The sequence below is a fragment of the Amycolatopsis azurea DSM 43854 genome (assembly GCF_001995215.1).
In the GTDB taxonomy this organism is placed as follows: domain Bacteria; phylum Actinomycetota; class Actinomycetes; order Mycobacteriales; family Pseudonocardiaceae; genus Amycolatopsis; species Amycolatopsis azurea.
Genome location: NZ_MUXN01000024.1, coordinates 366,053 through 379,484, shown reverse-complemented (window position 1 = coordinate 379,484; position 13,432 = coordinate 366,053). Strand labels below are relative to the sequence as shown.

13 protein-coding genes are annotated in these 13,432 nt (G+C 68.7%); 1 reads left to right on the top strand and 12 read right to left on the bottom strand.

Annotated features, from left to right (window positions below):
- Window positions 1–35: 35 nt before the first annotated feature.
- The 12 genes from B0293_RS31975 to B0293_RS44915 form a co-directional block, all read right to left on the bottom strand.
- A complete protein-coding gene (locus B0293_RS31975; protein WP_005151128.1) occupies window positions 36–554 on the bottom strand; it encodes a hypothetical protein in 519 nt (172 codons plus the stop codon).
- Entirely contained in the window at window positions 554–1,456 is a 903-nt protein-coding gene (locus B0293_RS31970; RefSeq protein WP_005151131.1) for a class I SAM-dependent methyltransferase, read from the bottom strand. Before B0293_RS31970 ends, B0293_RS31975 begins: the two co-directional genes overlap by 1 nt.
- A 325-nt stretch (window positions 1,457–1,781) precedes the next feature.
- Window positions 1,782–3,527, bottom strand: coding sequence for a CocE/NonD family hydrolase (locus B0293_RS31965; RefSeq protein WP_005151135.1), 1,746 nt, complete (start codon window positions 3,525–3,527; stop codon window positions 1,782–1,784).
- Window positions 3,528–3,555: 28 nt separating this feature from the next.
- On the bottom strand, window positions 3,556–4,800 hold the full coding sequence (locus tag B0293_RS31960; RefSeq protein WP_005151137.1) for an MFS transporter: 1,245 nt from the start codon (window positions 4,798–4,800) through the stop codon (window positions 3,556–3,558).
- Window positions 4,801–4,836: 36 nt separating this feature from the next.
- A complete protein-coding gene (locus B0293_RS31955) occupies window positions 4,837–5,826 on the bottom strand; it encodes a 5-oxoprolinase subunit C family protein (RefSeq protein WP_005151139.1) in 990 nt (329 codons plus the stop codon).
- Window positions 5,820–6,719, bottom strand: coding sequence for a 5-oxoprolinase subunit B family protein (locus B0293_RS31950; RefSeq protein ID WP_005151142.1), 900 nt, complete (start codon window positions 6,717–6,719; stop codon window positions 5,820–5,822). Before B0293_RS31950 ends, B0293_RS31955 begins: the two co-directional genes overlap by 7 nt.
- Window positions 6,716–7,477 (bottom strand): 5-oxoprolinase subunit PxpA, encoded by a 762-nt coding sequence (locus B0293_RS31945; RefSeq protein ID WP_005151143.1) that lies wholly within the window; start codon window positions 7,475–7,477, stop codon window positions 6,716–6,718. The genes B0293_RS31950 and B0293_RS31945 overlap by 4 nt, the downstream gene beginning before the upstream one ends.
- A gap of 13 nt (window positions 7,478–7,490) precedes the next feature.
- Window positions 7,491–8,828: an aspartate aminotransferase family protein gene (locus B0293_RS31940; protein WP_005151146.1), complete on the bottom strand. Its 1,338-nt coding sequence runs from the start codon at window positions 8,826–8,828 to the stop codon at window positions 7,491–7,493.
- On the bottom strand, window positions 8,825–9,856 hold the full coding sequence (locus B0293_RS31935) for a phosphotransferase (protein ID WP_005151148.1): 1,032 nt from the start codon (window positions 9,854–9,856) through the stop codon (window positions 8,825–8,827). The genes B0293_RS31940 and B0293_RS31935 overlap by 4 nt, the downstream gene beginning before the upstream one ends.
- 11 nt (window positions 9,857–9,867) lie before the next feature.
- The gene (locus tag B0293_RS31930; protein WP_005151150.1) at window positions 9,868–10,626 is read right to left on the bottom strand and encodes an SDR family NAD(P)-dependent oxidoreductase; all 759 of its coding nucleotides are present in this window, start codon (window positions 10,624–10,626) and stop codon (window positions 9,868–9,870) included.
- Between the two features lie 96 nt (window positions 10,627–10,722).
- Window positions 10,723–11,295 (bottom strand): TetR/AcrR family transcriptional regulator, encoded by a 573-nt coding sequence (locus tag B0293_RS31925; protein WP_039915452.1) that lies wholly within the window; start codon window positions 11,293–11,295, stop codon window positions 10,723–10,725.
- Window positions 11,296–11,459: 164 nt separating this feature from the next.
- A complete protein-coding gene (locus B0293_RS44915; protein ID WP_077241434.1) occupies window positions 11,460–11,852 on the bottom strand; it encodes a peptidase inhibitor family I36 protein in 393 nt (130 codons plus the stop codon).
- Between the two features lie 522 nt (window positions 11,853–12,374).
- On the opposite strand from B0293_RS44915, the gene B0293_RS31915 reads away from it, so the two are divergent.
- Complete coding sequence (locus tag B0293_RS31915; protein ID WP_005151155.1) at window positions 12,375–13,265, top strand: helix-turn-helix domain-containing protein; 891 nt, start codon at window positions 12,375–12,377, stop codon at window positions 13,263–13,265.
- The last annotated feature ends 167 nt before the right edge of the window (window positions 13,266–13,432 follow it).

Below are 13,432 nucleotides of genomic sequence, written 5' to 3'. Positions count from 1 at the left end.
CAGCAACAGGGATGCCACGATGACCGGGCGGCTTGTCACACCGGAGCCCGGTACCAGCGGCGGTGGACGACCGGCTCGACGGCCAGCACGCCGGCCGAGGCTGCGATCGCGACCACCCAGGCGAGCCAGTCCGTCGATCCCGCCACCGACCACACCGTGGCGCCGAGCGTGACCACGGGCCGCATCAGGGTGAACGGCCCGAGACCGACCAGGATCACGAAAGTGCTCTCCCGCATCGGCAACAGGCAGTACGCCAGCAGCGATGCCACCACGAGCGCCGCGAACGGCACCAGCACCTGGACCATCCGCATGCCCGCGTCGACCAGGGCGTCGTAACGAGCGACCGGGTCCACCGAGCAGGTCAGGGTCACGACGACGAGCAGTGCGACGAGTCCGAGCCAGATCGCCCCACTCGCAAGTCCCCGGCATGCCGCCAGCATGAAGTAGGGACGCTTGCGGATCCGGGCGTTGAGGCCGGTCGCCGCCCGGAAACCCGCGAACCCTGCGTCGACGAGTGCGAGCAGGCCCAGCACGACCGGAACGATCGTGGCCATCAGCAGGCGACCAGCCCTCGCGCCCGGCGTCCCAGAGCGCGGCGGAAGTCGCCGACCAACGCCGAGCGGAGGCCGATGACCGGTCTCATCGCCGCGCAGAACGGGTTGGTGTGGATGAACGGTTCGAACAGGAACGCCTCCATCCCGGCAGCCGCCTCGGCAGCGGACGACAGCACCGCGTCGTCGTGGGCGCGGCGCGCGGACGCGACGCCGTCGTGACGGCCGAGCGGCTCACGCATCCTGGCTCGGTGAAACAGCCAGGCGCCCAGCGGGGCCAGTCGGGTCGCGGCGATGTCGTAGTGGATGAACGCCAGCGTGCCGGCGCGGTCCTGCGCGCGGAAGAAGCCTGGCAGTTCATCCGCCGCGAAGTGGTGCAGCACCCCGCTCGACAGGTAGACGGTGGCGTCCTCGGTCAGCTCGAACGCGTCCGCGCGGACGAACGTGCACGGGAGTCGCTCGTCCTCGGCCAGCCTGGTCGCCTCGGCTGTCAACGCGTGGTTGAAGTCCACGCCCACCAGTTCGACATCCTCTCCCAGCACACCGGAGGCGGCCAGGCTCCGCACCAGGAACCCCAAGCCACATCCGATGTCCACCACCCGCAGGCGGTTGCCGTTTGCCCGGAGCACGGTGAGCAGCGGCACCAGCAACTCGGCGAACCGCTGCGCCATGTGCAGTTCTTCGTTGAGTCGTTGCAGTTCGGTGTGTACCCGGACCAGCAGCCGGTCCACTGCGACGGGATCCAGGAACTCGCCGGTCGTCGGCATCCGCTGCACGATCTGGGCGGCCCGCCGGTTCCCGGCCGCACGCAGCCGGGAGACCACCTCCGCCCTGCGGACGGGGACGCGCTCGCCGGTCCGCGCGTCCCACCTCACCACCAGATCGGAAATCTCCAGCACGACCACGGGCGCACTCTAGCGATCAAGTCCGCGATGAGGGACAGAGCGTGAACGAAGCGGCCCCGTCGCCACGCGGGACACGGGGCCGAGGACGTTCGTCAAGTCGCGGTGGAGGCGTTGGCCAATGGCTGGCCCGATGAGCCCTGCGCGCCTCGGCCGGCAACCGTATCGCCGATCCGCCGCGCCGAACGTGTGCGCGGCGGATCTGCGATGGCATCCAACGCATGAGCGCTCTCACCCGCCGGAACCGTCCTCGACGTCGTCGGCCGCATGGTCTTGGACCAGGTGCCGTCACGCGAGGTGCCGGTTCCGCGTCCGGCTGGGGTGGTACTCAGGCGCTCGGGATCCGGGGCAGGAGTAGGTACGGCCGGTGCTTCTCGTTGCTGTGCAGGGTGGTCCGGCCGTGGAAGGCCGGCCGGTCTCGGTCGCCGGGGAGCTCGTGCCAGTAGGCGCCGCTACCGCGTATTTCACGGCCGTAGACGATCTCGTGCGGCCCGGGCAGATGGTGTTCGTAGTCCTGGCCGCGCACGGACACCCCGAGGGTGTAGCCGGCCGGGACGACGATCGACAGCGGCCAGATCTCGACGTCCACCTCGTACACCTGTCCCTGGACCAGCGGGGAGATCTCGGTGTGCCGCTGCCATGGCCGGTACGGTCGCGACAGATCCGGGTCGAGCTCGCGGTGCGAGACGCGCAGCCAGCCCTGACCGACAGGACCGTGGGGCTCGAAGGCGGTCGGGAAAAGCACCTCGGTGCCCTCGGGGTCGAACAGGTGCACCGTGACGAACAGGTCGGCGTCCTCGGTCGTGGACGAGACGAACAGTTTGAGCGCCGCGGGGCCGGTGTACTCCACCTTCTGGTCGGCGGACGGCAAGGTGAACATGAGTCCTTCCGACCTTGCGACGAACTCCGAGTGCTGCGCGCCGGCCGGAGCGCGGTCGGTCAAGGTACCGGCGTCGAGGTCGAGGTGCAGTTCGGTCCATTCCGTGCGCGCGAGCGGCCATTCCTGCTCGTGTCGCGGGAAGAAGTCATCGGGCGTGCGCACCTGCAGCTGAACCGGCGGCCGGCGCTCCCACCCGTTGGCCTCGCCTTTGAGGAAGTGGTCGAAGAAGCGCCGCTGCACATCGAGGCCGTAGTCGGTGTAGAACTCCGTCCAGTGTTCGAGCCCGTGCACCTCCAGCCACTTCTGCTCGGACGAAACACGGTGGTAGCCCTCGAAGTTCCCGCGCGAGTGCAGGCCCATTCCGCCCCAGTTGGCGGCGGTCAGCACGGGCACGGTGATCTTCTCCAGTACCGCGGTGCGGTCTCGGTAGTAGTCGTCGATGACGGGCCGGGCGAGCAGTACCTCGGAGATCCGGATCGCGGCCGCCCGCAGTTCCTCCTCCGTGCGCACCGGTTTGCCCGACACCTTGCGGCCGGTGTTCGGGTTGAGCGGCGCGTCCGCGCGGCCGTGCTGGATGCGCAGCACCTGGTGCGGCGCCCAGCCGGGCATGAACTCCGACGGGATCCCGCCGTGGTGGGTGTACTCGCGGAAGAAGTCGGACGCCCCTTCCCACGGGCAGATGGCCTTGAGGTGCGGCGGGGACAGCGCGGCGGCCTGCCACTGGTTGGTCGCGAGGTACGAGATACCGAGCATGCCGACGTTGCCGTTGCTCCACGGCTGGACGCCCGCCCATTCGATCGCTTCGTAGAGGTCTTGTGTCTCGCGCGGGGAGAAGAAGTCGATCTCACCCTCGCTGCCGCCCGTACCGCGCACGTCGATCCGCACGCATGCGTAGCCTTCCGGGACCCACCGTTCCGGATCCGGGTATTCCCAGACCTGGTACGCGCTGGTCGACTTCTCCGCCACTTCGGGATGCTCCCGCACGAGAGCGGAGAACGCGGACGCGAACCCCTCCGCGAACGCGAGTCCCTTGCCGTACGGGCTGGCCGCCAGCAGCACCGGATGCGGCTCGTCGTCGTCGGGCCGGAAGATGTCCACGGCGAGCGTCACCCCGTCGCTCATCGTGATCCGCACATCCCAGTCGACCCGCATGCCGTCGCGCACTTCACTGTAGGGCTCGTAGTGCTGTGTCATGGCTTCCTTTCCTTTCCGTCCTTTGTGGTCAGTCGCGCGCCTTGCCCATCGCGGCCATGGCGACGAGGCCGACGACCGGGATGGCGCACAACTGGATGACCCCGGCGGTTTGCCAGCCGAAGCCGGATTTGGTGGCCGCGAAGAAATAGCCGGAGAAACTCGCCGGGATGTACATGGCCGCGACGAACAGGCCCGTCGCCCGGCCGACCTTCGCGCTGGGCACCGAACGCTGGATGAGCGCGCTGGTGTTGGTGTAGACGACCCCGGTGAAGGCGACCCCCAGCAACAGCGAGAACACGAGCTGCGCGGGATAGGTCGTGCCGAAGACGAAGATCCCGGCCCCGCATCCGGCGATCGCGGCGAATCCGGCCACGTTGACCAGCCGCTGGTCGAACCGGTCGGCGAAGAAGCCGCAGAAGACCGCCGTGAGCGCGCCGAGCCCGAACATGCCGGCGGCGAGCGCGACCTGGTCGGAGGCGAAGCCGTGCGTCTCGCGGAGATATGTGGGATACAGCCCGAGGTAGCCGTAGATGGTGAAGCCTGCGGCGACGGTGGCGATGGTGCAGCAGATGACGCGCCGGTTGAAGAAGCGGACAGCACCGCCCGGTGCCGACGTGGTGCGCGGTTCCCCGTGACGGCCGATCTCCGTCACCGACCGCGGCACCGCGAACAGGACGACGACCAGGATCACGAGGCCGATCGCGCCGAACACGTACAGCGGGACACGCCAACTGCCCGTCGAAGTCAGGAGCGCGCCGCCCAGGAGCGGGCCGGCGAACGCGCCGAGCCCGAACGCGGCGTTGATCGACCCGATCGCCACCGCGCGGTTGCGGTGGAAGTACGCGCCGACAGCGGCGTACAGCGCCGCGTTCTGGGCTCCTTCGCCGACACCGGACAGGATCCGCCACAGGGTCAGGTCGACGATCCCGGCCGCCGTCGCCTGGAGCGCGCAGGTGATCGAGAACAGCAGAAGACTCCCGATGATGATCCGTTTCCGGCCGATCCGGTCGGCCAGATAACCGGCTGGGATACCGGCCAGGCCCATGCCGAGGGTGAAGATCGTCGACAGCGTCCCGGCCTGGTTGCCGGTGAGCCCGTAGGCCTGCTTGATATCGGGCAGCAGGATGGCGAACACCTGCCGGTCCATCGCGTTGACGAGGTAGGTCAGGTCGAGGACGAGCAGGATGAGCAGGGTCCGGAAGGTCCACGTGGCGGCGCCGGGCGCCGGGGTGCGATCGGTCAGCGTGGAGCCGGTGAGATCGGGGGTGGTCATGGCGGTGCTCCTCGGAGCAGGAGAGGGATACGGGATTCAGTACAGGGAGAGCAGCCGCAGGCCGTGCCGCACCTGTTTGAGCCGCTCGTGACGCTCATGGCGCGCTGTGACCGCCTGGTCGAGTGACACCGGCACGAACCCGACCGTGTCCGGTGCCTTGAGCTGTGCGAGCACGTCGAGGTCGGCGCTCACGACCGTGCCGATCGTCGCGTAGCCACCTCCGGTCACGGCGTCGCGCAGCAGGCAGATGGCTTCCTCGCCGTTGGGTACCTGCACCGACCCCACCGGGTAGCCCAGGTCGACCACGTTGCTGGGGTTGTCGCCCGCGCCGAACGGGGCTTCACGGTCGACGAACCGCAGCGCCGGTCCGATCAGGCGGCGACCGGTGCGGTCGGATTCGGGCGAGACGGTGAACGTCGAGGAGAAGAACTCGCGGACGCTTTCGTCGGTGAACCGATGACGGCACAGTCCTTCGACGAGCCGGAGGCGCTGGTGCCCACCGAGGACAGGACGCAGCCGGGGATCGACGGTGCTGCCCGCGCCCGGACGGAACATCCCGGTCTCGTCACCGATCGGCAAGAGGTCGCCGGAGACGAGTGCCCGGCCGTCGTGCCCGCCGATCGCCGAACTCTGGTACGTGGACCGGCTCCCGAGGAACGGCTCTGTCCCGATGCCTCCGCGCACCGCGAGGTAGGCGTGGCACCCGGTGCGCAGCGTGCCGATCCGCAGCACCTGGCCGGGTTCCACGAACAGCGTCCGCCAGCACGACACGGTCACGCCGTCGACGTCGACGTCCGCTTCGCCACCGGTGACCGCCACGGTCGCCGGTTCAGTGAAGCGCAGTGCCGGTCCGATCATGGTGATTTCCAGCGTCGCCGCGTTCTCGTGGTTGCCGGCGAGCAGGTTGGCGCAGCGGTGCGAGTACTGGTCGAGCGCTCCCGAAGGGGGCAGTCCGATGGCGTATTGCCCGTCGCGGCCGAGATCTTGGACGAGTGTGCGGGCGCCGGGGGAGAGGACTGTCAGCATGACAACGCCGCCTCCAGAGTGCGCGGATAGCCTGCCGGGTCGGCAAGGAACTCGGCGAGCGCGAAGCGCACCGGTGCGCGCCGATACCGGTACCGGCCCTCGCGCGAGTCGGTGCGCAGCTGCTCGTACTCCTCGCCGGGAACGGACCGGAAGCGCAACAGCGTCGAGATCGTGGCGAGCACCTTCGACGTCTCGAACCCGGGGGTCTGCTGGGTGAGGTCGGCGACCGGGACCGGGGAGCGGCCGAGCAACTGGTAGCCACCGACCCCCGCGGTCGGGTACACGACGGTGAACGCGCCGCCGTGCGCGACCGCCCTGGCCGGGGTTTCCGTCCTCGGCCGCAGGTACTTGGGCGCCTGGATCTGCCGCTCGCGCGGCACGAGCTGGACGCATTCTGTGTTGCCCGGCTTGAAACACGGGAACGTGACGATGAACGGCGCCGACGTGTGCGCGGCGACGAGGTCGGCCACCGAGGCCAGCCCGTTGATGCGCGCGGTGTAGGCGATGTCCGTCTCCGTCGGCGACTGGTGCCGGTCCCGGAACTTCAGGCAGGTCCGCTCGGTCTCCGGATCCGCGTACCACACGGGGATCTCGACGATCTCCGTGTCCAGCGCCACCGAGCCCGCCTCCCCGAACCGGTCGTGCAAGCGGGCCAGCGCGCGCACGAGTTCGCGCGGGTGCAGTACGTCCGGGTCGGCGCGCACGAGGTAGCTCGCGTTGGCCGGGGCGACGTCGAGGACGCCGGGCAACTCGCGCCGGGCCAGCTCCCCGGTGATCGCCTGGATCCGTAGCGCTTGCGCGAGGTCCATCCCTTCGCACACTTCGACGAACACGAACTCGTCCCCGCCGAAGCTGACCCGTGCGCCGTCGGCAAAGAACTCGTAGCCGCTCATAGCGCCTGCCCGGGGGCGCACAGGAGGAATCCCGCCGATTCGAGGCGCCGTCGCACGGCCGCCGCGACCGCGACCGCGTTCGGCCGGTCACCGTGCACGCAGACCGAGCGCACCGGCATCGGGATCATCGTCCCGCCGACCGTGCGGACGGTGCCGCGCGCCATCTCCAGCGCGCGATCGGCGACCGCTTCCGGGTCCTTGGTTCGAGGGACGGGCTCGACGATGTTGATCCCGTCCTGGTCGAAGTCGAGGTCGGCCGCGTTCTCCGGGATGACCGGCAACCCCGCGGCGGCGACCGCGCGCATCGCCTCGGTGGGCGCGAACATCAGCGGCACGCCCGGGAGGACCGCTTGGAGCGACCGTGCGACCGTGGCCGCCAGCTCGGGCGAACGGCAGATCCGCCCCATGAGCGCGCCGTGCGGTTTGACATGGGTGAGGGGCACGTTCTCCGCCGCGGCGAGCCCCGCGAGTGCGCCGACCTGGTAGAGGATGTAGTCGACCACGTCGGAGTCGGTCGCGGGCAGCGCCCTGCGGCCGAAGCCGAGCAGGTCCGGGTAGCCGGGGTGGGCGCCCGCGGCGATCCCCGCCTCCCGTGCGCGGATCAGGGACGACCGCATGGTCGCCGGATCACCGGCGTGATAGCCGCAGGCGATGTTGGCGGTCGTGATGTGCCGGAACAAGGCTTCGTCGTCGCCGAGCGTCCACCGGCCGAAGCTTTCGCCGGCGTCCGCGTTCAGGTCGATCGTCGGTGCGGTCATGATCACCTCCTGATCAGGTGGGAAGGACTCGGGCGGCCGAATCGGCGAACCGTTCGAGCAGCAGTGCGGCGTCGGCGGCGTCGAACACCAGCGGCGGTCGGATCTTGATGACGTTGCCGTGCGGGCCGGACGCCGACACGAGCACGAAGTGTTCGCGCAGATCGTCCACAAGGGACTGGGCGAGTACCCGGTCCGGCTCCGTGCTTTCCGGTGCGGTCACCTCGATTCCGAGGAACAACCCGGCGCCGCGCACGTCGGCGAGGTGAGGGTGGTCCGAGGCGATGCGGGCGAACCCCCGCTTCAGCTGCGCGCCGATCTCGTGGGCGTTGTCGATGAGACCTTCGGCTTCGATGGTGCCGAGCACCGCCGCGGCCGCGGCGATCGGTACGTTGCTGCCGCCGAAAGTGTTGAAGTAGCGCACTTTCCGGCCGAACTCCCGGCCGACCTCGTTCCTCAGTACCGCCGCGGCCACCGGGATCCCGTTGCCCATCGGCTTTCCCAGGGTCACCAGATCGGGCACGACCTCATGCCTGCCGAAACCCCACCATCCCGTTCCCGTGCGGCCGAACCCGGCCTGGACCTCGTCCGCGAGGTAGACCCCGCCCGCCGCACGGACCTCGGCGGCGAGCACGCCGAGCAGATCCGTCGGAACCGGCTGCATGCCGTCGGAGGAGAAGATGCTGTCCACCACGAGCGCGCATACCCCGAACCCGTGCCGCTGGAGATCGTCGATGGCCGCGCGGATCTCGGTGCGCAGGTCGGCCACCACCGAGGTGCCGTGCCGCAGGGGGTCCGGCGCGCTGATCGTGCGCACGTGCGGTCCCAGCGGCGAGGACGGGCCGAGGGACGGGGAGAACGCCGCCACCTCGGCGGTCACCCCGTGGTAGGCGTTGCGCGTGACGATGATCCCGGTGTTGCCGGTGTGCGCCCGCGCGATGCGCAAGGCGAGGTCGTTCGCTTCCGAGCCGGTGCAGGTGTAGGTGACCCGGTCGAGTTCCGCGGGGAACGTCGCGAGCAACCGTTCGGAGAAGTCCAGCAGATCGGCCTGCAGGTAGCGGGTGTTCGTGGTGAGCTTCGACAGCTGCCGGGTGACCGCCTCGACGACGGCGGGATGGCAGTGTCCGAGCGAGACGACGTTGTTGTAGGCGTCGAGGTACTCGTTGCCCGTGGAATCGTAGAGGTGCACGCCGTCGCCGCGGACGACCTCGACCGGGTTCGTGTAGAACAGCTGGTACCCCGGCCCGAGCACTTTCCCGCGCCGGATGAGGAGTTCCCGGATGTGCGGCGGCTGTGCGGCCAAGGACGCGCCGGTGAAGCCGTTGACCATTTCCGGCCCGCGCGGGCGGCTCATCGCCGCGACTCCGCGAGTACCCGTTCGGCCGCCGCGTCCAGACCGGCGAACGTCGCTCGAGCCGTCGCCCAATCACGGGAGGCGTGCGAGAGCACATACGCCGCGCGTGCCGGATCCCGCCGGGCCCGCCACGACGAGATGAGCACACGCTGTACCAGTCGCGCTGTCGACAGCAGCGGAAGAAGCTTGAGTTCTTCTTCGGCGACCGGCCTGATCCGGAGATAGTGGCGCAGCCACGCGAGGGGGACCGCCCACGGGTCGGCGGCGTCCACCTCGAGAAGGTTCGACAACGCGATCGCGAGGTCGAAGACCACCGCCGTACGCACCACGTCGCCGAAATCGAGGATCCCGGTCAAGGCTCCACCAGCGCCGACAAGGAGGTTGTGCGGGCTCAAGTCGTTGTGCACCACCTGGGTGTCCAGCTCAGTGGGCCGGACGTGGAGCGCGAATTCGGCGAGCACATCGTGCGCGAGCGTCCGGTCCGCACTGTCCACTGTGTCCAGTGCCGGAGCGAGAGCGCCGAGATGGCGTAGATCCCAGATCAAGGTTCGTTCCTGGTTCTCGCCGCGGAAGCCGGCGAGCGCGCGGACGAGCTGTGCGTGGTAGCGGCCGAAGGGTGCCGGATCGGCCTCACTCCCGGCCAGCGGTTCGCCAGGGAGGTACGACAGGACCCGCAGCAGCCTCGGCCCGCTCGCGTCCCGTGGCGCGATGTCGTGCACGTCCGCTCCGTCCACACCGGACCGGACGACCGGGATCGGCAGGTCCGGCGCCGTGCGCGCGAGATGGCGTAGCACCGCTGTCTGCAGCGTGAGGTCCTCGGCCGATTCGCCCTCGCCACCCACCTTCACCAGGTGGCGGGTGCCGGCCGTGTGCAGGACGAAGGTCTCGTCCTTCTCCGAGGCGACGCGTTCGAGCCTGCCGGAGAGGCCGTGCACGTCCCGCAGCGCGGTGAGCACCAGCGTTTCGTCGAGGTGCTCCGTGACGGCGTCGAGGCCGCTCGCCATCACGAGTTCGCGGAAGCCGGGCATGGTAGGGCTCCTCACGAAGCCACCCAGCCGCCGTCGATCAGCAGGCTGGAACCGTGGATGTAGGAGGCGGCGGGGGAGGCGAGGAAGGCGACCGCCGGCGCGATGTCACCGACCTCGCCGACGCGTCCGGCGGGTGTGGCTTCGAGCATCCGGCGCTCGTAGTCGGAATCTTCGAGCAGGTGCGCGTTGATGCTCGTACGCACGTTGCCCGGAGCGACGGCGTTGACCCGGACGCCCCGCGGGGCGAATTCGGCGGTCAGTGACTTGACCAGCAGTTCCACCGCGCCTTTGGTCGCGCAGTAGGCGCTGGAGTTCGGAAAGCCGACGTGCCCGCAAATGGAGGAGACGAAGATGACGCTGCTGCCGTCACCGAGGTGTCCGGCGGCCGCCCTGGTCAGCCGGAACGGCGCCCGGACGTTGGTCGCCCACTGGTCGTCGAGCTGCTCGTCGGTGGTATCGGCGAACGGCGTCGGCAGGAAGATCCCGGCCGCGTGCACGAGCACGTCGATGCCCCCGAAGTGCGAGAGCGTGCGGTCGACGACCTCCCCAGGACCGGTACCGGTCGTGAGGTCGGCGGCGATCGGCTCGGCCTCCGCGCCCGCCGCCCTCAGCTCCGCGGCGACCGTCCCGAGGCGCTGCGCGTCCCGTCCCACCAGGGCGACCCGTGCACCGGCGGCACCGAGTTCACGCGCGATCTGCGCCCCGATGCCCGAACTCGCGCCCGTGACAAGGGCGACCCGGTCGCGAAGCGGTTGTGTGCTGCCAGCCATGAATACTCCCTCGGCTCGCTTAATGTAAGAAAACTTACGTTAGCGAGGAGTATGCGCCGAGGGGTCGGCTAATGCAAGATTTCCTTCGATAAGGGTTCAGGTCGAGCGCAACGCCTGGTCCACCAGGGCGTCCAGGTCCTTGTCCGGGGATTCGTAGCCGAAGACCGCGCGCAGGTAGATAGGTGCGAGCACGACATCGAAGATGTGGGCGACTGTCGGCGGCTTGCCACCCGCCGCCTCGACCCGGTCCAACGCTCGCTGCATCTGGGCGGTGCGCTGTCGCAGATACCGGGCGGCGTCGTCGGCGGTCGGAGCGGGCTTGCCACCGGCGAGCGGGGAGGTGGCCGCGGCGAGCGCGTGGAACAGCGCGAACCCCTCACGCGTCTTCACCTGGCCGGCGACCGCGTGCGCCCAGTCGAGCAGATCACGGCGCAGGTCGCCGCTGTCCGGGAACGGCGACTCCTCGTTGAGCTGCGTGACCGCGACGTCGAGCACCAGTGCCTCGATCCGCCCCCAACGCCGGTAGATCGTCACTTCACTCACACCCGACCGTTCGGACACTTCCCGCACCGACGGCTGGTCATGCCCTTCGGCGAACAACTCGCGCACCGCGGTGTGCACTGCGGCGCGCGTACGGGCCGTGCGGCCTCCAGGGCGAGTGTCTGCCATAGAGTCAGGCTAACGTCCGCTTCGGCGGCAACGGTCGACCGGCGCGGTCGCGATCCGGCTCGGCGGCGACGCCGTCGACCGTGCTGATCGCCGAACGTGACCAGCACGGCCGTATCGGCCTACGCGCGAACGTTCCCCGCTGAGTACAGGTCAACGTGGTGTACCTATAGAATGCAGACCAGTCTTACGCCGTCAATTTCATCGATTTTCCCCGCGCTGAGATTTTGACCGTTCGTGAAGGGGCCTACGGTCTCCACGGGTGCCCAGCGCGTACCGGTCCAGTTCAGCATTTGGGCAGTCGCGTGTGTTGTGCGATTCCAGAAGGAATTGGCTCGGTCCCCCAGTCCCTGCGTGCCGATATTGTAGACCGGGCCTCCGCAATTTATCCCTTTCCAGAACAGCCCGTCTCCGTTGTAGTGGTCGTACAAGCAGAACCATTTGTCCGGGCAGTCGTACCATGTGCCGGGACGAGCGGACGCCGGTGCTGCGAGACCTGTGGTCAGCAGGACTGTCACGGCGGCAATGGCAGCCAGTGGCAATTTTCTTTTCTGAAACATCGGTCCTCCGATTTTGGTTGCAACTCGTTCGGTTTCTACGACTCAGAAACTCCAGCCTCAATTGGCGCGACCGAGGTGCGCGAACATGCGCCATGCCCTGGAGGTCTCTTGCGGGGTCGAGGCCGGTTTCGAGCCGATGAGCGTCAAGCAAACCCCTCCATCAGCGCGTCGTGCGGACGCGGCGACCGGCTGCTCATCGGTCAGGAAATGCGAACCCGAGTTTAGCTGTGAACAACACGTCCTGGATTGGAAAAATGTAAGCGCGTTCGTCTGGTGCGCGCTGGATGTCCGGTCAGGCTTCGCAGTCCCGCAATGCGGTGTGGCTGCGTTGCCTCGGCCAGGTGGCCCATCTGGCCGCATCCGAAACGGCCGACGTGATACGAGGCGTCACCACCGCCAGGGTTCGCTGCCTCTTTTCGGTTCGTTGACTGCTGGAAAGTCCCGTCGCGAGCGCACGTCCTGCCATGCTTTCCGTGCCGCGGATGTCGCTGATGGCATCGCTATAACCGAGGGGGAACAGCAGTGGGGGAGCCTTCGTCGTCCGATGACGATTTCTGGATGTCCCGGTGGCCGGATCGCCGGCTGGCGCGATGGGTCGGCTTCTATCTGGCTTTCCAGCGAATCGCGCCGGTGCCGGAGACACGTACTGTGGGCGCGTTGAACTCGGTCGTGGTGGTCATCGATCTGGACACACCTGTTCGGCATCAGGTGTCCGGCTCACCGCTGGCGGCGGAGTCCCCGGTCGTGGGGCTGTCGACCACGCCGCTGACCTACACGCGGGTGGGCCGGGAGCGAGGGATCATCATCGAGCTGACCCCGCTGGGCGCACGAGCGCTCTTCGGCCTGCCGCTGCGGGAGATCAGCCATGTCAGTGTGGGAATCGACGACCTCCTGGGCGCACGAGCCAGACTGTTGCGGGAAGAGTTGCAGGAGGCGCGGGATTCGGACCACCGGTTCGGGATCCTCGACCGATGGTTGGCGACCTTGCTCCTGGACACGCCGGAACTGCCGGAGCCGCTCGACCGCAGCTGGCGCAGCCTGACCATGTCGGGCGGTGCGGTCAAGGTCGGCGACCTCGCGGAACGGGCCGGTCTGAGCCGGCAACATCTGGCCACCCGTTTTCACCGGGAAGTCGGGTTGCCGCCGAAAGCCGTCGGGAGAGTTGCTCGATGCCACTACGCGATCCGACTCTTGACGGGCACTAATCCGCCATCGCTACCCAGGCTCGCCGCGCTGTGCGGATACACCGACCAGGCGCACCTCAACCGTGACTTTCGCCTGCTGATCGGTCGCACCCCGACAGCGTTACTGCGGCCTGGGAGCGCGACCGACCTCCATCTCGGCAGCCTCTTCAGCCTGCGCCCCACACCGCTGACCGGCACAAACCTGGAAGCGGGCCACCCGCTTGTCTAGCCTGGACCACAATCGACGGTCCAGCGCGTCGGGAATCAGCGCATTCCCCGAAAAGCCTCGCCGAGTGCTGAAGGGCACCGACGCTCGGCCCTCGCTCGGGGTGCCGTCAAGGGACCGGTCAACGACACGTTGCTGAACGCCGGCGTGCTTCCGGCAGGCGCGGCCGA